This window comes from Methylobacterium sp. CM6246, from assembly GCF_054818005.1.
On the sequence record NZ_JBTXKY010000001.1, the window covers coordinates 299907 to 318877 of the forward strand.

Consider the following 18971-nt stretch of genomic DNA (forward strand, 5'->3'; position numbering starts at 1 on the left):
ATTCTTCCACACGTTCGGTGCTTAAGGTTTGGCATCCGATTAAGCTTTGCCGATCCTGGCTCATGCAGCATGCAGGTCGCGTTGGCGTTGGAGATTGAAACCGGCGCGACCGTACGTGATCCGCTTGATCACCTTGAGGCGGTTGACCTGCCCCTCGACGGGGCCGGTGCTCCGAAGCTCGACGATGGCGGCGCGCACGGCTGGCTCGTCCTGCCGGAGCCCGGTGACGAAGCCGCCGAGATCGGTCGCGGCTGCAGCTTCCAGCTAGGGCGTCAGTCCGGTGGGATCGTTCTGGCGCAGGTGGTCGGCGAAGGCGCGTATATCGGGGTCGTGCACGGCGCGGTGCGCCATGCCTCGGATCTCGGACTGGTGCCGCTCGACGACGCCGCGCAGGGCCTCGGAAGCGTTGACGAGCAGTGCCAGCGATCCGCGACCGGCGTCGCCGTCGGTGCTCCCGTGCGCGCGGCCTCGGCGCAGGGTCCCGAACGGTCACGGCTGACGACGGTCACGCTCGGATGGGCGGTGAGCCAGTCCCGCACCGGTGCCGACGAGCGGCCGGGCAACAGATCGATGACGTGCCGCAGCTCCAAGTCGCACACGATGGTGCCGTAGGACCGGCCGCGCCGCCACGCCCAATCGCCGATGCCGATGACCCGCGGCGGCGGAGACGGTATGGTCCCGCGACGACGGATCAGGCGCAGGCCGGTGTCGCCGCTGACAGGCATCCCCAGCCGCCACAACAACTTGCGCCGGCCTCACCACCCAGCACCATGCCGATGTCGGTCTGTGCCTTGGCCAACCGGTCGCTGCGGCGCGCCTTGCGCGCACCCAGCCCCGGCACGCGTTCGGCAAAGATCCGCCCCCGGCAATGGCCGCAGCGGAAGCGGCGCACCTGCACCCGCAACGTCACCGATGAGTCCCGCCAGGGCAGGTCGTCGAACGTCCGTCAACACCTGCTGTGCACCCGCGACGAAGCACGCCCGCAGCCCCGACAGCAGGCTTGGGTTGCCGTGGTTCGGGCGGTGATCAGCAACCCGGACGTGTCCAGCGTCAGACCATCGACGTGCAGGCCGTCCGGGACCGACGGCATGGACGGGCTCGAGATCGGCATCGCACTGCCCTCGGGCCAACATGCGAATCAACATCCAAACCACCGCTCAGCACCAAAAGTGCGTAAGAACCCAGATCTCGCCCCTAGTAGGCACCCTCGTCGGGGATGTTGAGGAGGGTGCCGCAGGCCTTGCAGTGCACGGCGTCCGGCTCATGGCGCTGCAGCCCGCATGCGTTGCAGGGGAAGCGAACCTTGTAGGGGCGGAACACCACCTGCGCGAGGCGGAAGAACAGCGTCACGCCGCAGATCATCACGAAGACCGACAACAGCCGGCCGGTCGGCCCCGGCAGGGTAATGTCGCCGTAGCCCGTCGTCGTCAGCGAGGTCACCGTGAAGTACAGCGCGTCGACCGGCGTCTGGATGGCCGGGTTGGAGCCGTGCTGCGTGGCGTAGACGATGCCGGTCATCGTGAACACGAAGACCACGAGGTTGGTCGCGGCCAGGATCGCGTCCTCGTTGCGGCGGAACAGGTCGCTGTCCTGCCGCAGCCGCTCCAAGAGGTGGTAGGTCCGCAGCAGGCGCAAGGTCCGCAGGATGCGCAGGAAGCCGACGCCCTCGACCAGCACGGGGGCGAGGAACGAGGCCACCGCCACCACGTCCGTCCAGGTGCTGAGGTGCCGGAACTCGCGCAGCGGCGCTGGGCTGATGAACAGACGGGCCGCGAAGTCCAGCAGTACGCACAGGCCAAGCGCCACGTCGCTGGCAACGATCCAGGGGCTTAGCGGCAGGAACGAGGTGACGACCACGAAGACGATGGTCGCGACGTCGAAGACGAGCAGGCCGTAGCGGAAGCGATGTGCGCGTCCGGTGTCCTCCTCGTAGAGCTCGCGCAGCGTCGCGGTGAACGTCGTCATTGGTTGAAGGGCCGTAAGGGGTGGATCTCAGAAATCCCGCGTGATGCCGTACCCGGCCACGGCGCCCGCTTCATCCCCCAAAAGCCACGACAGCACCATCACGGCACCCATCCCGAGGAGTAGAACCCCCGTCAGGGCGAGGATGATATCGGACAGACGGCCGTCGATGGCGCCGGGACGGCGCCCTGGGAACTGAGGCGGCACGATGCTTCACGCGGTTCTGGGAGGTCGAGGAAGGCTGATGCGGCCGGGTGCAGCGGCTGGGCGCTGGCTGAGGTCCGGGCCGGGCCGGCCGGGGCGAACCGCAGCACCAGCGCCCCGGGGGCCATGCAGGCCAGCAAGCCGATCAGCACGCCGACCTGGGTCTCGGCCTCAAGCCCGGGCGCCTTTGCGCAGGCGCGCAGACCGATGAACAGGCTCACGGTGAAGCCGACGCCGCAGAGGAGCGTAACGCCGTAGACCCCCCACCATCCGGTATGGGCGGGGCGCTGCGCCAGCCCGAGCCTCACGGCAGCGGGGGCGAGCCCGCCCCCCCGGCCTGCTTGCCCACAAACAGGCCGAGCGCAACGCCGAGCCGTTCGTCTTCAAGTCCGGTCGCCGGGTCGAGGAGCACCCGCGGCGTGTTTCCCGCCAGCGATACGCCCGCGTCGGCGCAGCCGAAGGCCGGCAGGATCAGGTCAGCTGACCCGGGATGGACCGCGTGCTCCAGGATGTGCAGTGGCGAGGTCGGATCGTCCGCCGACCGGCATACCCTCTGGCCCTGTCGGCGAAGGCTTGCAGGCCAATCGGTGACGGGAGGGCGATGTCGGTTCTCACGGCTGGGTTTCCTCGACGAGCGGCTCGCCTTCGTCGAGCGCCGTGACGATCCGGGTCCGCACGAGCTTCAATGCGGCTTGTACCGGATCGGCCCAGTCAGGCCGTTGGGCCTTCTGGATGGCCTCAGACGGCACGACGACGAAGAACCGCGTCCGACCCCGTGAACGGGCATGCCAGAAGCCGCGAACCTCGATGCCGTCCGCGACCGGCCGCGCCTTGACGATGAAGTCCTGCCCGGCGTGTGAGAATGAGAGGCGAGGAGGCGTTGATGGCATGTAGTCTTCTGAGGTCCTAAAATGGATTTTTATCGGAAAGTAGACCGTCGCGCAGGAGGTGACAACGTTATCGCGCTGCCACGTTGTAACGTGGTCACGTGGCGACGGGATCTCGACGATATCATGTGGCGCACACCAGCCGCGGACGCGGTGGGAGCGTGCGCGCGGGCCGGGCGAGCCGTGATGTTATGGCCGCCCGGCCGACGTAGTCGCTGTTCAGGTGTTCGTCGGGGGCTTGCTGGGTTTGAAGCTTCTACCCCTTGGCTCAGCCTTCTGCGGGTCGGGCTTGTTTGCGAGCAGGCGCTTCACCCGCTCGTTGAAGTCCTCTGCCGTGACGCTCTGCGCTTTGCCGGTCTTGAGTTCGAGCGCCATCTCGGCCTCCGTGTCGTGGCCCAGGGCACGGGATTGCGCTGAGGGATGAGACCCTATGCGCCCTATCGGGGCTGAAACCTAATACGGCCAAGCTGGCGTCGAGTGGCGGCCTGATGGACGCCCCGGGCAGGGCGCTGTAGCTCTACCGCATGGCCAAAGAAATCCCCAGCGTCGGCGACCTGCGCCGCAAGTCCGAGGTGACGGACGACGAGATCGCAGCGGCTACGACCGCCTACCTGACGGATGCCAACGCCGAGCCGTTCGTCTTCAAGTCCGGTCACCGGGTCGACGTAGCCAAGGCGATCGAGATGCACCCCCAGGCCAAGAAACTGCTGGCGGAAGAGGCCACCACCCCGGGGCTGAGGCGCACGATGGTGATGACCGCTGTCCTCATGGGCTTCCCGGTCCAGGGATGAGCGATGAGCCGTCCCCGCCCGATCGGACTGCAACGCAGCATATGATGCGCCGCCTCGATGGGTTCGCCCGCGGCCTTGGGTTGGACGAGGCGATGACGCGCGAGATCGTCGAGAAGGTCGCGGCCGACATGCCCGATGTAGCGGACGACGAGCGCCTTGCTGAAGCGCGCCGCCGGATGACCGTGGCGTCGGCATAGCGCATGCTCGAGGATTCGGACCCGATCGCCGAGGCCGTGGCCGTCATCACGTCCCGCGGCCACACCGTCGAGGCCGATGACGATTTCGAACATTGGCGCGTGGATGGCGGTGTGTGGCTCACCGCCGGCGATCTGCTCGCGCTGGCCATCTGCCTGGGCCTGAACGCCGGGACCGGGAGGTTGCAGTAGCGGCGTGCGTGGAACGCACCGGCACGCGGCTGCGCAAGAACACACGCGCCAGGATCCTGGTGTTGCTGACGTGCGAGCCTCCGATTGCCGCCCAGATCGCGAGCGCGCCGGCATGCCGGCCGGGAACGGGGATGCGAGGCCAGCCTGGCCCTTGCTCGCGCCGGAGTGCTTGGGCGTGCAGGCAGGAAGAGGTGTCTGCGGGTTATTCGGTCAGCATTCGGCAATCTCCCCAGCTTTCGTTCTGAGGGCACGCATCGCTTTCTGGTTCTCGTGCGTTTCTGATTGGCAATCGCTGAGAACCGAGCGAGTTGGACGAACGAGCGGAGGCGGACATGCTACGCGGTGGGTTGCTATGGCTGATCGGAATACCGTTGCCGATCATTTTATTGCTATGGTTTTTTGGTGTTTTTCACTGAACCAGGGGGCGTACGGGCATGTCTTACACGATCGAAGTCACGATTGCCGAGCCTGCCTCATCCGATGAGGAGGTAGAGACGCGCATGTATCAACTGCCGGATCCCTACGAGACGGTAGCGAGCGCTAGAGAGGCCGCTGTCGCACATATCGCCAGCCTCGACGTCGCGCCGGCGGTGGTGATCTACACTGTATTCGATCGTGAAGGCTTCACCGTCGCCTCCAGTGTCGATGAATTGGCCGAGGCCGGGTGACGACGACGCTCTAAATCCCGGCGACCGCCTCGACCACGCTTAGATACGAAAAGGCCACGCCCGAAGGGGCGGCCCGAAGACTTGAGAGGAAACGCCCTTGGGAGGGCTGCAGGACAGCGACGCCATCGCGATCCGACGTGATCGACGTATGCCGACCGACCTCAGCAAACAATCGCCGGCAGGCTCCGTTTTACGCAGCCGTGAAGCTGACGTCCTTCCCAGGCTGCATTCACACCATCGCTTCGGGCCATAGTCAGGTGTGGGCTATCGGCAGGTCGCCCACCTGGGTGGTGTAGCGCTGGGTGCGCATCTCGAACGTCGCGTTCCCTTCCCGCTTGGCCACCAGTCCCGCACGGGCCGGCACCATTGAGCCACGCCCCCAGCGTGCATTGCAGGCGTCCATGGCGGCCATCAGCGGCTCGGATCGCCGTGGGCGTCGGCGCCGAAGCAAAAGTCGAGCGCCGATTCGCGCACCGTCGCCCATCGCGCCGGGGTCCGGTGGCGGCACGGCGAGGCACGTTCGGAGATGTTCTCGCTGGCCCCGTGCCACATCGCGGCGGGGTTCGGGATCAACGTGGAGGCGAGACCGGATGACATCCGGTCGAGCTACGCCGAGGCAGCCACTGAGCCATGCGACCAGAAGCGGGGTTGCCCAGCAAGGGGTTGCCGCGGTCAGGCGCCCCCTTTGTAGCCGCCCCGCCTGGCCTCCTGCCGAGCTATCTCCAAGACACAAGCACGGCCTCGGCTTGCGAGGATGCAACCTGATGGCTCCGGCTGACCGCGGCATGGTCGAGGCGTCGAGAGCCGGATACCGCTTCCGCTACCGGGAGCCCTGCTCGTTGCCGGTTCACGAGATCATCACCTTCTGGCGTCGTACTCATGCAATGGAATGGGCCAGGGACTGTCACCGGATGACGCTCTGGTTCATGCGTCGCGTCGATACAGGGTTCGAGGTATAGCGGCATGCTGTTTTGGGCCTGGTTCGACTCCCTGTCGCTGTTCGACCAGATCGTGATCGGGACCTGCATCGCCGCGATCCTGTCTGGCATCTACAAGGTCGGCTACAAGCATGGGTTTGCGGCCGGTGAAGCCTCGACCAGGACCCGATGGAAGATCCCATGGCCCTGATTCGACTCCGACGAGTTCCGGTTCCGCATAACGCGACCAACACGTCCGCGATTGGGGCCGCGCCGATGGTCTTGGTGCGGGTGGGCGCCGGCCGCTGGTGGACGCTCAGATAGCCCGGAAGCGAGCAAGGGCTGCCCATCCGGAACGCTGACCGATTGAGGTAGGCCAGGAACGTCGAAGACGCCGCTACGCTTGACCGCTCGACATGCGTGGGAGGTGTGGTGATGAAGGTGTTTCAGATCCGTCAGGGCGCGACCGGCACGATCCTCTGGACCGGCTCGGCCGCCGACCCGATCGCCGCGTTGGACGCCATGGCCCACGAGGCCGGATACTACGATCACGCCGACATCCCCGATCACCTGCGGGCTGGTGGCCTGCATGCTGAAGAGATCCGGGTCTGACGACATCGAGCCTCACGCCGGCGATCGATCGGCTGACATCCGAGGTGGAGGTCGATGGCGTGGGGAGCGCTGTCAGCCTGCTGGACGCGCGGCCCGATCCGATCACGGGCTGGCGGGGGAGGTCGTCTATCGCACCGGCGCCCGTGTAGGGTGCCGGGATCCGGTTAGCGCACTGTGAGCTGGGCTGGCACTGGGTCGGAACAGACGGTGCGGGTCTGCGGGAGTCCGGCATGGCGAACGCAGAACGAGCGCTCGGACTTATTCAGCTACGACGTTCTGAACCGGCTCGATGGCGCGAGGTCCAGTTCGAACCAGGGCAGCCATAAGCCTCATCGCGGCTGCTGCGGCATCAGCGAGCTCGACCTCAACCCCCATACGGTCGAGCAGCGCCCCGGCGACAGCGTCCGGCACGAGGTAGGTCATCGCACCGTTGCCAAAGCCCGGCTCCAGCACCGGACCGCACTCGATGACCTCGAGACTGGTATGGCGCAGGTCGCAGCAGATCCGATCGAAGATCGCCTCCACAGCCGCAGGCGACCCCTCCAGGGCCTGTACGAAGAACAGCCCGGTGAACATCAGCGTACCCGTGACGCCGGCCTGGACGTTGCGGCGCTGCGAGGTGGCGACCGCCGCGTCGATGGTTTGCTGCACCGCCTCGGCGTCCCCGGCGATCGTACTGCGGCTCCGATAGACCAAGCGGAACAGGTCGGTATCGTCGGGCGGTGTCATGCAGCCTCGCGCGCATCAACGAACGACAGGAACTCGCCGAGCGGCAGCGGGCGGCTGACGTGGTAGCCCTGCACCTGATCGCAGCCTTCCGCGGTCGTGAAGGCGAACTGCTCTGCCGTTTCGACACCCTCCACCGTGATGCTCATCCCAAGGCACGTCCCCATGGTGATGATCGCCCGCACGATTGCGGCGCTCTCCGGATCGGACGGGAGCTGGCGCACGAACGACTGGTCGACCTTGATCTTGTCGAACGGGAAGCGGCGGAGATAGCTGAGCGAGGAATAGCCTGTCCCGAAATCGTCCATCGAGATGCTCACGCCGGCTGCCCGCAACCGGGTCAGCGTGGCGAGCGTGCGTTCCTCGTCCGACAGCAGCACGCCCTCGGTGATCTCGAGTTCCAGCCGGTCGGCGCTCAGGCCTCCGGCTGAAAGCGCAGCCTTCACGGTGTCGGCGAGCCGCACGTCCCGGAACTGGGCCGGCGAGAGGTTCACGGCCACGCGGATATGCGTCGGCCAACGCGCCGCCTGGGCACAGGCGGTGCGCAGCACCCATTGCCCCAACGGTCCGATCAGACCGGTTTCCTCGGCCAGCGGGATAAAGTCGGCCGGCGAGACCAGGCCACGATCCGGATGATGCCAGCGCACCAGCGCCTCGGCGGCGTTAATGCGGCCGGTGCGCGCGTCGACGAGCGGTTGGTAGTACAGCTCGAACTCCTGAACGGCGATGGCGCGCCGCAGATCGGCCTCCAACCCGCGGCGGGCCTGCATTCGCGCGTCCAGCGCGGGCTCGAACCTCCGGAACGTACCCTTGCCGTCCGCCTTGGCCTTGTAGAGCGCGAGGTCGGCATTGCGCAGAAGCTGATCGGGATCGATGCCATCCATCGGGGCGAGCGCAGCGCCCACCGATGCGCCGACGTTGACGAGCATGCCGTCGATCAGGAACGGCCGGCCCATCAGATCGATGATGCGAGTCGCCAGCGCATGGGTGGCCTCGGAGCCCGCAACGTCGACCTGAAGGACCGCGAACTCATCGCCGCCAAGGCGTGCGACGATGTCATGCGCGCCGAGCGCTGATTTCAGGCGCTCGGCGGTCTTTCGCAGGAGCGTATCGCCAAGGCCGTGACCGAGCGTGTCGTTGACCAATTTGAACCGGTCGAGGTCGAGCATGAGGATCGCGAAAGCACGCCCGTGCTCATGGTACGACGCCGCGTGCTGCGCGACCAATTCGTGGAAACGGGTCCGGTTGGGCAGATTGGTCAGCGCATCAGAAAAGGCCAGCAGGCGCATCCGGGACTCGGTTTGCAGGCGCTCCCGCTGGTCGCGGACGGCCAGCACGGTCTGCGGCTTGCCGCCCAGTCGGACGTCGCTGCGCAGGACGCGCACCGGGACGCGCTGCCCGTCGGCGCCGATCAGCTCCGCCTCCCGCTCCTCGCGCTCAGGCATCGTGGTGACGTCGAGCCCGGGGAACAGCTCGGACAGGTGGCGGCCGTTCAGCGCGCCTGCGCCCAGGCCCGAAAGACGCTCGAGGCTGCGGTTCGCGGTCGTGATCACCATCCCGTCACAGACCGCTAGCCCCTCGACCGCGAGGCTGGCCAATTCGCGCAAGCGTTCCTGGTCTCGCCGAACCTGGGCGCGGAAATTCAGGGTCAGGCGCAGCCCGACCAAGGCCAGAGCCAGCAAGCCGAGCGATACGCCCGCCACCACGGGCGCCATCAGCTCCGGCGGGACGGCCTCGGGGGGCAGCAGGCGCGCCGGATCGAAGGTGAGCGTCATCGCGGCCATCCCGCAGAAATGCAGGATGGCGATGGCAGCGATCAGGAGTGGCGCCCCAGCGCGTCGGAGGTCGCGGCGCCGCTCGCCCGTAACGACCATGGCGGTGCCGAATACGAGCAGGCTCGTGGGGATGGACAGGGCCAACAGGTGCGGATCCCAGGCGACTGTGCCAGCGACGACGTAGGATGCCTCGCCGAGGTAGTGCAGAGCGGCGACGCTGGCGCCGAGGAGGATGCCGATCAGGAAGCGATAGGCACGACTGCGCTGGCCGATCGCCAGGGCGACGCTGATCCCGATCCCCGCTATGGCGACCATCAGCGACAGGGTGGTCAGATAGGGATCGAACGCCGCGGGCATGCCTGGCTGAAAAGCCAGCAGGCCGATCATGTGAGTGGCCCAGGCGGTGCAGCCCGAGGCGATGATGCTAGCGCACGCCCAAACCGCAGCCGCGCGCCCTTCGGAACGCGCCGCATGGGTCGCGACGGAAAACGAGCCGTAGACGCCAACGATGCAGACGCCTGCAGCGAGCAGGATCAGCCCGTGATCGTGCGCCTGGGTGAGACACGTATAAACTGATCGCATACCAAGCTCCGGGGCCTAAAACCTAAGCTTGGTCAGTTAATAAAAGCTGCAGAATTCGAGGTGCTAGAAGATGCATCACAGTTATTGGGCGACGTGGACCATGACTTCGAGTCGCCAATAACATAAGTTACAATGCCACTGGTCCTTGGCTGGCTGTGCGGGAGGCGGTCGCGACATTGGCCTGCCCTCATTCGGTGGCCCAAGCTCGACGTTAGTGCATCGTCGGGGCGCGACGATTGCGGGGTGAGCGATCGGCCCTGAACTGCTCGGTTCCGTTGGCCAAATGACGACCTCCGGGGGAGGCGGGTGGTAGCCGAGCGACGCGTGCAATCGGATGCCGTTGTAGTGCCTCCGCCATTGCTCGATCACGACGCTGGCCTGCTTGAGGATGTCGAACATCTCGCCGTTGAGGAGTCCATCCCGCAGCTTCGCGTTGAAGCTCTCGTAGTACCCGTTCTCACATGGACTGCTCGGCTCGATGTAGGCGGTCGTCGATCCGACCGTTGCGATCCAGTCCTGAACGGCTTTGGCGATGAACTCCGGCCCGTTATCGGAGCGGATATGAACGGGTATCCCGCGTAGGCTGAACCGGTCCGAGAGCACGTCGATCACGTCCAGCGCCTTAAGCTTACGAGCGATCCGGATGGCCAGACCCGCGCGTGTGAACGCGTCGATGACGTTCAGCATCCGGTTACTTGCGCCTGTTGTGCGTGCGGTGCTCAACGAAATCGTACGACCAGTCGTAGTCGGGACGCTCCGGCGTCTTCGACCACGACGGAGGATTTGCGCTGCGTCGAGCGATACTGACCCAAGACACGGCATGCGAAGCGTTCGGACACACCGTGCTCGGCAACGACGTCGTCGACACAAGCCCGGCGGCGAGCTGGGCTCAAAAGTTTCCCGATACCGCCTCCTTCAGGATCAGCTTCTCCAAGGTCAGGTCAGAGATCGCCCAACGAAGGCGCTAATTCTCGGTCTCCAGGGACTTCAGCCGCTTGACCTGATCACCCTTCAGGCCACCGTATTCGGACCGCCAGCGGAAATACGTGGCCTCGGTCACCTCGATGGATCGAATTGCTTCGGCGACCTTGCGTCCTTGCGAGCCTAGAACACCGACTTGGCGAAGCTTGGCAACACTCTCTTCAGCCGTATGCTTCTTTCGTCCCAGGACAGCATCCTCCACATGGCTCGAAGCCCTATGTGGAACGGCCCTGCGGACAAGAGCGCTCAGCAACAGATCCCCCACCGAAAACGGTGCAGTCATATGTCCGGCCTTTGGGCGCGGTCATGGACCGGCTGGCCTCGATGGAGTCCGCGAGGTGAGTGGCAGATCATATCTGCGCGCTCGGAGGCGCATCGGCTTTGAAGGCCTGTCTCACTTCGGGGTGACGTCCCGTCGGGTCTCATCGCTGCTGCTGCACACCCTGCCCCTGCCAGGCACCGGCGCGGGTCAGCTATGTCTGGTCTCTGCCGTCACGCGCCCATTGCGCTCGATGTAGCGATAACAGGTTTCCGATGATGGCTACCCTTTGTAAGGAGGGCCCAGACGATGCGCGCCGTCTTGTTGGCCAGCGCAACGGCGGCGACCTTCGGAGGACGACGCGACAAGAGCGCCTGCAACCACGGCGGAGATTTGCCGCCATTGCGCGCTTGGCGCAGGATTACGGTCGCGCTCAGGATCGGCAAGGTTCGCAAGGTCGGATTGCCCATTTTCGAGATCCGGCCCAGACCCTCCTTGCCTCCGCTGGAATGAGCGCGCGGTGTCAGACCAAGCCAAGCTGCGAAGTGCCGTCCCGAGACGAACCCACTCGGATCAGGGACGAGGGCCTTCAGCGACGCGGCCGAGATGGGTCCGAGACCAGGGATCGCCGTCAACCTCCGGAGATCCGCGTTCTCCCGTGACCGGGCTACAATCTCGCGGTCCAAGCGGTGAAGGCGCTCGCTCAACGCTTCGATGTGATCGGCCAGATCCATAAGCGCGCATTTTGCGAACAATCTCTCCGAGGATGACAATCCGTTCGCGGCGCAGCATCGGGAAGCGGTTGTTCCGGAAATGACCCAACCCGGCCGCTCGGATCGCAATGTACGCTTTCCATATGCGGTCATTCGTCGGGACGATCAAATCGTGTTTTCCCCCGAAAAATCCGAACCAAGCATCATTTTACGACTTGACTCCCGAAAAATTCCATCAAGTAGTCAAGAGCATATATCGAAGCGAGCATCATTATTCTGTGCCACGTTTGGACACGAGTTAGACTGATAGACAATAACGCCAAGCGTCCGAATTTGCCCAATCTGAACACAAAGTTTTAAAGGAACATATACAAAATGATCAATGACAAAGGTCACGCCTTGGATGAACCTGTAATCTCTACACCCGATGATGAAACCGATTTCATTAATTTTTTGGTCTCTTACTCACATATAATCGATAACATCGACGATGATGGAACCAACATTTACACGATACGCATGAGAGGTATGGGGGGAATATTCAGAGATTATTCCAGGCCATACCCGGACCTTGAAGAGGCCCGCAAGACACTCGCGGCACATCGCATGGAAATGTGCGTGGCATTCGTATTCAGCCTGGGGAGGTATCGGGAGGAAGCCTTCAAACAGCGCGTGGAGGATGCGAGGCTGTATCAGGAGGAGATGTCCGGACAAGATCCGCAGCCATAGGCCTTATATCCTACAGGCTCATTCGCCATCCACGAGGGATGTCGAGTGGGCTTGATCGCCAGCGGTTATCGTCGCCGAGAAGATTTCGCGTATCAGGATTTTGGTGGGGAATGCCCTCGCACGTTCCTACCGGTGTCCAAACTGTCTCGCCCCCCCGCAGGGGGCTAGGTGTTTGATCCCGCGGTGTGGTGGTACGGTTGACCACCATGCTGCGAGGGATGCGCTATGGGCCAGGTTCTCCATGGAAGCGCCACCACGACGGAGCGGCTGTGTTGAAGGTCAAGCGGTGATCGACCGCCAGGGCGTGCGGTCGCGAACGATGGCGTTGAGCGTCACCAGGAGCTTTCGCATCACGGCGACGAGGGCGACCTTCTTCGGCCGACCTCGCTGGGTCAGCTGCTCGTAGAAGGACCGAAAAGGAGAGCCTCGCCGGATCGCGGTCAGAGCGGCCATGTAGAGCACGCCCCGCACCGAGGTTCGTCCACCCGCGATGGATCTTCGACCTCGCATCAGACCGGAGTCGCGGTTGATGGGAGCGATGCCGACGAGCGCCGCAATTTGGTGGCGCCCGATGGTGCCGAGCTCGGGCAACTGGGCCAGAAGCGTGCGTGCGGTCACGTCACCGATCCCGGGCACGGACTTGAGCAGCGCCTCGGTCTCGCACCAGACCGGAGAGGCCTTGATGGCTTGTCCAATGTCGCTGTCGAGTTCTGCGAGTTCTTTCTCCAGGAAGCCGATGTGTCGGTCGAGCCGCCGGGTCAGCTGCTTGTCCACGGCTTGATCGCGACGGTTGGTCTCCATGCAGATCATCCCGATGATCTGCCGCCGCCGGCTCACGAACTCGGCGAAGTGCCGTCTCTCCGGCTCCGGCAAGGGCCTGGCCGGTGGTCTGATGCGTTCGGCGAAGAGGGCAATGACCTCGGCGTCGAGCGTGTCGGTCTTCGCCAACCGGCCCATCGCTCTGGCGAAGTCGCGGATCTGACGCGGGTTGACGATACAAAGCGGCAGCCCGACAGCGGCCAGTGCTGCAGCGACGCTCGCCTCGAAGCCACCGGTAGCCTCCAGGACGATGAGGGCCACAGGTAAGCCACTGAGCCGACGCGCGAGAGCATCCAGCTCTTTAGGTGTTACGCGGGACATGGAATGCCTCGTCCGACGGTCTGAGGTGAACGTCGAGACGATCCTTCGACACGTCGATGCCGACGAAGATGGTGGGTTGTTCGTCCATGACCCTACCTTGCAAATGCGGGCTCTGGCCCGAGCGGCTGTCCGGGTTCGGGACTGTGGCGGTGAGGGCCGCACCTTGCTCTGTCGCGGGCTTAGAAAACCCTAGGCAAACACGGGCTGACCCTCACCTTGTAGCCTCACTGGCTTCACTCCAGCGGGCAACTCAAAGATACAAGGCAGTCCGTCGCGCGATCCAGCTACGTGAAGAGAGCGTAAGGTCGCTGGCCAAGCGCTACGGCGTCAGTCCGACGACGGTGCAGAAGTGGCGTAAACGGACGAGCACAGCGGATGCCCGGATGGGACCCAAGGAACCGCGCTCCACCGTGCTCACCGTTGAGGAGGAAGCGATCATTGTCGCTTTCCGCCGGCACACCCTGCTGCCGCTTGACGACTGCCTTTACGGCTTGCAGCCGACGATCCCGCACCTGACGCGATCCTCGCTGCATCGCTGCCTGGAACGGCATGGCATCAGCCGACTACCCGAGATCGACGGCAACAAACCCAAGAAGCAGCGCTTTGCGACCTACGCCATCGGCTATGTGCACGTCGACATCGCTGAGGTGAGCACGGCCGAAGGTAAGCTCAGGCTGTTCGTAGCCATTGATCGAACCAGCAAGTTTGCCTTCGTGCGGCTCGTGGAGAGCGCCGGCAAGATGGAGGCGGCGCAGTTCCTGCGCGACTTCATCGAGGCGGTGCCTTACCGCATCCACACCGTGCTCACAGACAACGGCGTTCAGTTCACATCACGCCGACAGGACATCTACGATAGCCAGCACATCTTCGACCGCGTCTGCAACGAGCACGACATCGAGCATCGGCTTACCAAGGTGAACCATCCTTGGACCAACGGACAGGTCGAGCGGATGAACCGCACGATCAAGGAGGCGACGGTCAAGCGCTACCACTACGACAGCCACGACCAGCTTCGAACGCATCTGCACCTGTTCGTCGATGCCTACAATCATGCTCGCAGGCTCAAGACCCTGCGGGGCCTGACACCAACTGAGTTCATCTTGAACGCCTGGACGAAAGAACCCAATCGCTTCAGGATCGACCCGTCACACCTCATCCCGGGACCATACACCTAGTGCGACGATTAATCGGAGATGAATTCCGAAGACATCGACACGGCCCGTCCGGCTTCGGTCAGGATCACCGACCGCGGAAGGGCCTGCTCGAACGTCGCCCCCAGATCCGTCAGGCGTCGGATCAGCTCGGGCAACCGGGAAAGGCATCCCGCTTCGATGTCGTGGATGACTACGACGCTCCAATCCAGTTTCCGCACCTGCGCGATCGCGGTCTCAACCCAGCCGTCCGCGTCCTTCCAGTCGCCTGGAACGCTGTTCCAGGTCACCGTCGTGTAGTGTTCGGCGAGAAGGTGATCGAGCGCCGCCCGGCTCAACAGGTGCCGGCCGATCAGCCCGTCGTTCCCGTATGGGCGGAAGAGCTTCTCGGGTCTCGCGAGCGAGCCGATCCGGCGCTGCGTCTCTTCGATCTCCCGGAGCGCATAGTCCCGGTCCGTCCGGTCGCCGAGCGCCACCGAATGCGTGAAGGTGTGATTCGCGATCCAGTGCCCCGCCGCGTGGGCGGCCCGCATCAGATCGGCCGCGGCGGGGTCGTCGAGCCTCTGGCCGATCACGAAGAAGGTGGTCTTGATCCCGGCGCGGTCGAGGATGTCCAGGACCCGGTCCGTCACGTGCGGCGTGGGGCCGTTGTCGAAGGTGAGGGTCACCTGCTTGGTTGCCATATCTCGCTCCAATCCGGATCCGGCTCGTCCGCCGTGGGGCGCGCGGACGCATCGAAGAGCCCCGCGCCCCGCGAGGATACCGAATTCACAATCGTCGCTGCGGGGGGGAAGCCCCATCGCAGGCGCGACGGAGCGTGTGCAGGAAGGAAGCGACGTGTGGGGGCAGGACCTCGTTCCGGCGCAGCAGCACGCCGGGGCTCCGCATGGGCGTGGGTGTCTCCAGCGGCACCGACAGCAGCGTCCCGTCCTCCGGGACGGCCTGCCTCGATAGGATCGCGGCGATGTTCATCCGCCGTACGAGGCCGAGGATCGGGCCGATCGTATTCATCTCCGCGACCAAGTGCGGGACGGCGCCGCATTGCCGGAAGCATTCATCCAGCAGCCTACGCGTGGTGAATTCCGGCGAGAGCAGCACGACAGGCTGATGGTGGAGCTCCGCCATCCGCACCCATTTCCGGGTCGACCACCGGTGGTCGGGCGATAGCACAAGGTCCAGGGGTTCGTCGTAGAGGGGTTCGAAGGCCAGATCCTGCTGGTGCTCCGGCCTGTAGGAGATGCCGAGATCGAGCGCGCCGGCGAGGAGCCGTTCCTCGATCACGCCGGCGGCGAGTTCCTCCACGACGACACGCGTCGACGGGTTCCGGGTGAGAAACTCGGTCAGGCAGGCGGGAACGAGATTGATGTTGAAGGTATGCGTGGCCGCGATCCTGAGCCGGCCCGTCAGCACCTGATCCTGGGGGGAGAGCGCCCGCAGGCCCTGGTCCAGTTCGCCTAGGGCACGCAGGACACGGGGCAGCAGGTTATGCCCCGCCTCCGTGAGAAACACGCGCTTGCCGACGCGGTCGAACAGGCGTTGCCCGATCTCGTCCTCGAGTTGCCGGATCTGATGAGACAGGGTCGATTGCGTGATGTGCGTCTGCCGCGCGGCCCGCGTGAAGCTCAGGTGCTCGGCCAGAGCCACGAAGTAGCGCAGGTGACGGAGTTCCATCTGTCTGCCCGTTCGATCGACGACATCGATCAATTAAATGCGTCGATATCATTATATCGATGCGAGCCGGCGCGCTATACGGCTTCGGACCTGGACGCGCTCCCCCCGACGGAGGTGCCGCCCTGTGCAACCGCCCTGGTCGGGAGTTCGACTTGCCGAGGATTGCCAATGCCAGCCGGGACAGCGTCGGACCGGATCATCAGGGGTTGTTCGACCGCCTGGAGGCGCTGCGCGGACAGCCGGTCGAGAACGTCTTCCTCGCCGTCGCGAATGCGCCCGACCTCTGTGACGGGGTCCTCGCCATGGCGATGTCGCTGCGTCGCAGCACGCTTCTCGACCGGCAACTGCGCGAACTCGCCGTCTTGACCGTCGGCCTGGAGACGCGGGCCGATTACGAGGTCGCGCATCATTGGAACTCGGCGGTGAAGGCAGGGCTGCCCCACGCCAAGCTGGAGCGGCTCGCGACGTTCGAGACGGACGACCTATTCACCGCTCCCGAACGCGCCGTCATGCGCTTCGCCCGAGACGTGACGCGGACCGGTCGGGCCGATGACGGCCTGTGGGCCGAACTGTGCGGCGTCCTGGACGAGCAGGAGCGACTGGAATTGGTCCTGACCGTCGCTTGGTACAACTGCGTCGTCCGCATCCTCCTCCCCCTCGATATCGCGCTCGAGGACGGGTTCGCACGTCTCTGACGGCGAACGCAGAGGGGGTCTACGCCCGAATCACCCTCGAACCGGACGCAAGTTCCGGAAGCCAAACAGGGAGGACAGGGAATGAACGTGACGCCCGGAGGTGATTTGCCCGTGCTCGGCCGGCCGCCGGCCGGTTCATTCGCGTCGGACGATGTGAATCGCGCCGCCCTATACCGCAAATTGCAGTGGCGCCTGCTGCCGTTCCTCTTCGCCTGCTACGTGGCCGCCTATCTCGACCGGGTGAACATCGGCTACGCACAGTTGCACATGCGCGCGGAGCTGAGCTTCGACGACGCGGTCTACGGCCTCGCCGCCGGACTGTTCTTCGTCAGCTATTTCCTCTGCGAGGTCCCGAGCAACATCGTCCTGCAGCGCGTCGGCGCCCGGCGAACGTTGGCGCGCATCCTGATCCTCTGGGGGCTCGCGTCCTCGGCGACCATGTTCATCACCGGCCCGCATTCGTTCTATGCCTTGAGGCTTGTCCTCGGCGCGTTCGAGGCGGGCCTCGCACCCGGGGTGATGTACTACCTGACCCTCTGGTATCCGAACCGGCGCCGGGCGGAAGTGACCGCAATCTTCCTGAGCGGCAGCATGCTCGCCGGGGTGATCGGGGCGCCCGTGTCGGGCTTCATCCTCGAAGGCATGCAGGGTGTCCTCGGGCTCAGGGGCTGGCAGTGGATGTTCCTCCTCGAAGGAATGCCGGCCGTGCTCCTCGGGCTCGCCGCCCTCCGGGTCCTCGTCGACAAGCCCCAGGATGCTCCCTGGCTGACGCCGTCCGAGAAGACGCTCCTCCTGACGGAGATCGACCGGGACGCAAACCTGGCCGGCGGCGGCCACGCCTTCGGTGCGGCGTTCCGCGATCCCCGGATCTACGTCCTGGCGCTGGCGTATTTCACCCTCGTCTGCGGCCTCTACGCGATCACCTTCTGGATGCCCGTGATGATGCAGGCCGCCGGTATCCGAGGGGCCGCCGCGATCGGCCTCTGGTCCGTGATCCCTTATGCGGTCGGCGGCATCGGCATGGTGTGGCTGTCCCGGCGCTCGGACCGGCGGCAGGAGCGGCGGTGGCACTACGCCGTGTGCGTCGGTGTCGGCGCCTGCGCACTGATCGGGGCGTCCCTCGCCGGCGCGAACCTCCCCGTCGTCCTGGCTCTCCTCTCGGTCGCGACCGCGACGCTGTTCGGCGCAATGCCGATCTTCTACGGCATCCCGATGGCCTATCTCCCCGAGCGCTCGGCTGCGGGCGGGTTGGCGCTGATCAATTGCCTCGGCCTCACGGGAGGCTTCGTGAGTCCCTTCCTGCTCGGCTGGATCCGGAACGCGACCGGGAGCCTGACGCCCGGCCTTTGGTTCATGACGGGCCTGATGCTGACGGGCATCGCCGTGCTGCTCCTGGCGACACGACGTCCCTTCACGCGAGCCACACCTCTTCCCGCCGCCTCCGGGCTCGCCTTCGAGCCGGAGGCCGGCCGGTGAGCCTCGACGCCTTGATCCACAGCTGGCATCCGTCGAAGGGCGGACGGTGGCCGCTTCTCCTCCTGCACGGCACCGGGGGCGACGAAGACGAACTCGTACCCTTCGCCCGGGCAGCGGCTCCCAACGCGTCGATGTTGGCCGTCCGCGGGGCCGTGTCGGAAGCTGGCAAGCTGCGCCACTTCGCCCGCCGTCCGGACGGGTGTTTCGAGCGATCCGAGGTCGTCCGACGGGCCGACGATCTCGCCGCCTTCGTCGCGGCCGCCCGCGGCCGATACGGCTTCGAGCGCCCTGTCGCTCTCGGTTTCTCGAACGGAGCGAACATCGCGGCTGCCCTCATGCTCCTGCATCCCGCCCTCCTGGCGGGCGCGATCCTACTGCGCGCCGTTCCACCGCTGACGGGTATCGCGTCCGCTGTCCTCGTTGGTCGCCGCGCCGTCGTCGTTTCGGGCGAGACGGACTTGATCGCGCCGCCGGCACTCGGGGCCGATCTGGCGCGGTGTCTGTCCGACCAGGGCGCCGGAGCGACCCACCATGTCCTACCCTGCGGTCATGATTTGACGGCGGCCGACGTGGCCCTTGCCCGCGACTGGCTCGCCGCCTTCGCCTAAAGGGCATCCGCCGGGCCGGTTTCCTCCCACTCGAACCA

The 18971-nt window shown here is 65.2% G+C and carries 19 protein-coding genes and 5 pseudogenes; 10 read left to right on the plus strand and 14 right to left on the minus strand.

Annotated features, from left to right (window positions below):
• Positions 1-60: 60 nt before the first annotated feature.
• From ACYQPG_RS01475 to ACYQPG_RS01495, 5 genes and pseudogenes are all read right to left on the minus strand, one after another.
• Positions 61-1090: pseudogene (locus ACYQPG_RS01475) on the minus strand (ISL3 family transposase).
• 104 nt (positions 1091-1194) lie between these two features.
• Positions 1195-1965, minus strand: a complete 771-nt coding sequence (locus ACYQPG_RS01480) for a potassium channel family protein (RefSeq protein WP_147909899.1) — start codon at positions 1963-1965, stop codon at positions 1195-1197.
• 131 nt (positions 1966-2096) lie between these two features.
• Positions 2097-2701: pseudogene (locus ACYQPG_RS01485) on the minus strand (Na+/H+ antiporter NhaA); the annotation flags it as partial.
• 76 nt (positions 2702-2777) lie between these two features.
• Positions 2778-3056 (minus strand): hypothetical protein, encoded by a 279-nt coding sequence (locus ACYQPG_RS01490; protein WP_147909900.1) that lies wholly within the window; start codon positions 3054-3056, stop codon positions 2778-2780.
• Between the two features lie 216 nt (positions 3057-3272).
• On the minus strand, positions 3273-3428 hold the full coding sequence (locus tag ACYQPG_RS01495; protein WP_187193444.1) for a hypothetical protein: 156 nt from the start codon (positions 3426-3428) through the stop codon (positions 3273-3275).
• A gap of 149 nt (positions 3429-3577) precedes the next feature.
• Between ACYQPG_RS01495 and ACYQPG_RS01500 the strand changes: the two genes are divergently transcribed.
• The 3 genes from ACYQPG_RS01500 (at position 3578) to ACYQPG_RS01510 (ending at position 4898) form a co-directional block, all read left to right on the plus strand.
• Positions 3578-3844, plus strand: coding sequence for a hypothetical protein (locus ACYQPG_RS01500; protein WP_147941623.1), 267 nt, complete (start codon positions 3578-3580; stop codon positions 3842-3844).
• A 200-nt stretch (positions 3845-4044) separates the two neighbouring features.
• Complete coding sequence (locus tag ACYQPG_RS01505) at positions 4045-4230, plus strand: hypothetical protein (protein WP_147909903.1); 186 nt, start codon at positions 4045-4047, stop codon at positions 4228-4230.
• A 434-nt stretch (positions 4231-4664) separates the two neighbouring features.
• Positions 4665-4898, plus strand: a complete 234-nt coding sequence (locus ACYQPG_RS01510) for a hypothetical protein (protein WP_147941622.1) — start codon at positions 4665-4667, stop codon at positions 4896-4898.
• Between the two features lie 253 nt (positions 4899-5151).
• Here the strand turns inward: ACYQPG_RS01510 and ACYQPG_RS01515 are convergent.
• Positions 5152-5325, minus strand: a pseudogene (locus ACYQPG_RS01515) (DUF4113 domain-containing protein); the annotation flags it as partial.
• Positions 5310-5495 carry a hypothetical protein gene (locus tag ACYQPG_RS01520; RefSeq protein WP_461232531.1) on the minus strand — a complete coding sequence of 62 codons (186 nt, stop codon included), beginning with the start codon at positions 5493-5495 and terminating at the stop codon, positions 5310-5312. The gene ACYQPG_RS01520 and the pseudogene ACYQPG_RS01515, both read right to left, overlap by 16 nt.
• Positions 5496-5861: 366 nt before the next feature.
• Here ACYQPG_RS01520 and ACYQPG_RS01525 point away from each other — a divergent pair, with 366 nt between their 5' ends.
• Positions 5862-6026 (plus strand): hypothetical protein, encoded by a 165-nt coding sequence (locus tag ACYQPG_RS01525; RefSeq protein WP_187193443.1) that lies wholly within the window; start codon positions 5862-5864, stop codon positions 6024-6026.
• A gap of 224 nt (positions 6027-6250) precedes the next feature.
• Positions 6251-6427, plus strand: coding sequence for a hypothetical protein (locus ACYQPG_RS01530; protein ID WP_187193442.1), 177 nt, complete (start codon positions 6251-6253; stop codon positions 6425-6427).
• A gap of 258 nt (positions 6428-6685) precedes the next feature.
• Here ACYQPG_RS01530 and ACYQPG_RS01535 read toward each other — a convergent pair whose 3' ends face one another.
• From ACYQPG_RS01535 to ACYQPG_RS01550, 4 genes and pseudogenes are all read right to left on the minus strand, one after another.
• Positions 6686-7156 carry a BLUF domain-containing protein gene (locus tag ACYQPG_RS01535; RefSeq protein WP_419830983.1) on the minus strand — a complete coding sequence of 157 codons (471 nt, stop codon included), beginning with the start codon at positions 7154-7156 and terminating at the stop codon, positions 6686-6688.
• Positions 7153-9510 carry a bifunctional diguanylate cyclase/phosphodiesterase gene (locus ACYQPG_RS01540; protein ID WP_147909908.1) on the minus strand — a complete coding sequence of 786 codons (2358 nt, stop codon included), beginning with the start codon at positions 9508-9510 and terminating at the stop codon, positions 7153-7155. The genes ACYQPG_RS01535 and ACYQPG_RS01540 overlap by 4 nt, the downstream gene beginning before the upstream one ends.
• 291 nt (positions 9511-9801) lie before the next feature.
• Positions 9802-10678 (minus strand): annotated as a pseudogene (locus ACYQPG_RS01545) (integrase core domain-containing protein); the annotation flags it as partial.
• Positions 10679-10983: 305 nt separating this feature from the next.
• The gene (locus tag ACYQPG_RS01550; RefSeq protein WP_461230062.1) at positions 10984-11616 is read right to left on the minus strand and encodes an IS110 family RNA-guided transposase; all 633 of its coding nucleotides are present in this window, start codon (positions 11614-11616) and stop codon (positions 10984-10986) included.
• A gap of 222 nt (positions 11617-11838) precedes the next feature.
• Between ACYQPG_RS01550 and ACYQPG_RS01555 the strand changes: the two genes are divergently transcribed.
• Complete coding sequence (locus ACYQPG_RS01555) at positions 11839-12192, plus strand: hypothetical protein (protein WP_461230063.1); 354 nt, start codon at positions 11839-11841, stop codon at positions 12190-12192.
• Positions 12193-12471: 279 nt separating this feature from the next.
• Here the strand turns inward: ACYQPG_RS01555 and ACYQPG_RS01560 are convergent.
• Positions 12472-13420, minus strand: a pseudogene (locus ACYQPG_RS01560) (IS110 family RNA-guided transposase).
• Positions 13421-13559: 139 nt separating this feature from the next.
• Between ACYQPG_RS01560 and ACYQPG_RS01565 the strand changes: the two are divergent.
• The gene (locus ACYQPG_RS01565) at positions 13560-14507 is read left to right on the plus strand and encodes an IS481 family transposase (protein ID WP_147899421.1); all 948 of its coding nucleotides are present in this window, start codon (positions 13560-13562) and stop codon (positions 14505-14507) included.
• Between the two features lie 8 nt (positions 14508-14515).
• Here the strand turns inward: ACYQPG_RS01565 and ACYQPG_RS01570 are convergent, their stop codons facing one another.
• Both ACYQPG_RS01570 and ACYQPG_RS01575 read right to left on the minus strand, forming a co-directional pair.
• Positions 14516-15166, minus strand: coding sequence for a polysaccharide deacetylase family protein (locus tag ACYQPG_RS01570; RefSeq protein ID WP_461230064.1), 651 nt, complete (start codon positions 15164-15166; stop codon positions 14516-14518).
• Positions 15167-15251: 85 nt separating this feature from the next.
• On the minus strand, positions 15252-16154 hold the full coding sequence (locus tag ACYQPG_RS01575) for a LysR substrate-binding domain-containing protein (protein WP_461230065.1): 903 nt from the start codon (positions 16152-16154) through the stop codon (positions 15252-15254).
• 152 nt (positions 16155-16306) lie between these two features.
• On the opposite strand from ACYQPG_RS01575, the gene ACYQPG_RS01580 reads away from it, so the two are divergent.
• The 3 genes from ACYQPG_RS01580 to ACYQPG_RS01590 all read left to right on the plus strand — a co-directional run bounded on the left by ACYQPG_RS01580 (position 16307) and on the right by ACYQPG_RS01590 (position 18933).
• Entirely contained in the window at positions 16307-16849 is a 543-nt protein-coding gene (locus tag ACYQPG_RS01580; protein WP_461230066.1) for a carboxymuconolactone decarboxylase family protein, read from the plus strand.
• Between the two features lie 81 nt (positions 16850-16930).
• Complete coding sequence (locus ACYQPG_RS01585; protein WP_461230067.1) at positions 16931-18325, plus strand: MFS transporter; 1395 nt, start codon at positions 16931-16933, stop codon at positions 18323-18325.
• Positions 18322-18933 (plus strand): alpha/beta hydrolase, encoded by a 612-nt coding sequence (locus ACYQPG_RS01590; RefSeq protein WP_461230068.1) that lies wholly within the window; start codon positions 18322-18324, stop codon positions 18931-18933. The genes ACYQPG_RS01585 and ACYQPG_RS01590 overlap by 4 nt, the downstream gene beginning before the upstream one ends.
• Positions 18934-18971 lie beyond the last annotated feature (38 nt).

Coding starts and splice junctions, on each gene's coding strand:
- ACYQPG_RS01480 (WP_147909899.1), bottom strand. CDS start 1,965: ATGACGACGTTCACCGCGACGCTGCGCGAGCTCTACGAGGAGGACACC.
- ACYQPG_RS01490 (WP_147909900.1), bottom strand. CDS start 3,056: ATGCCATCAACGCCTCCTCGCCTCTCATTCTCACACGCCGGGCAGGAC.
- ACYQPG_RS01495 (WP_187193444.1), bottom strand. CDS start 3,428: ATGGCGCTCGAACTCAAGACCGGCAAAGCGCAGAGCGTCACGGCAGAG.
- ACYQPG_RS01500 (WP_147941623.1), top strand. CDS start 3,578: ATGGCCAAAGAAATCCCCAGCGTCGGCGACCTGCGCCGCAAGTCCGAG.
- ACYQPG_RS01505 (WP_147909903.1), top strand. CDS start 4,045: ATGCTCGAGGATTCGGACCCGATCGCCGAGGCCGTGGCCGTCATCACG.
- ACYQPG_RS01510 (WP_147941622.1), top strand. CDS start 4,665: ATGTCTTACACGATCGAAGTCACGATTGCCGAGCCTGCCTCATCCGAT.
- ACYQPG_RS01520 (WP_461232531.1), bottom strand. CDS start 5,495: ATGTCATCCGGTCTCGCCTCCACGTTGATCCCGAACCCCGCCGCGATG.
- ACYQPG_RS01525 (WP_187193443.1), top strand. CDS start 5,862: ATGCTGTTTTGGGCCTGGTTCGACTCCCTGTCGCTGTTCGACCAGATC.
- ACYQPG_RS01530 (WP_187193442.1), top strand. CDS start 6,251: ATGAAGGTGTTTCAGATCCGTCAGGGCGCGACCGGCACGATCCTCTGG.
- ACYQPG_RS01535 (WP_419830983.1), bottom strand. CDS start 7,156: ATGACACCGCCCGACGATACCGACCTGTTCCGCTTGGTCTATCGGAGC.
- ACYQPG_RS01540 (WP_147909908.1), bottom strand. CDS start 9,510: ATGCGATCAGTTTATACGTGTCTCACCCAGGCGCACGATCACGGGCTG.
- ACYQPG_RS01550 (WP_461230062.1), bottom strand. CDS start 11,616: ATGACCGCATATGGAAAGCGTACATTGCGATCCGAGCGGCCGGGTTGG.
- ACYQPG_RS01555 (WP_461230063.1), top strand. CDS start 11,839: ATGATCAATGACAAAGGTCACGCCTTGGATGAACCTGTAATCTCTACA.
- ACYQPG_RS01570 (WP_461230064.1), bottom strand. CDS start 15,166: ATGGCAACCAAGCAGGTGACCCTCACCTTCGACAACGGCCCCACGCCG.
- ACYQPG_RS01575 (WP_461230065.1), bottom strand. CDS start 16,154: ATGGAACTCCGTCACCTGCGCTACTTCGTGGCTCTGGCCGAGCACCTG.
- ACYQPG_RS01585 (WP_461230067.1), top strand. CDS start 16,931: ATGAACGTGACGCCCGGAGGTGATTTGCCCGTGCTCGGCCGGCCGCCG.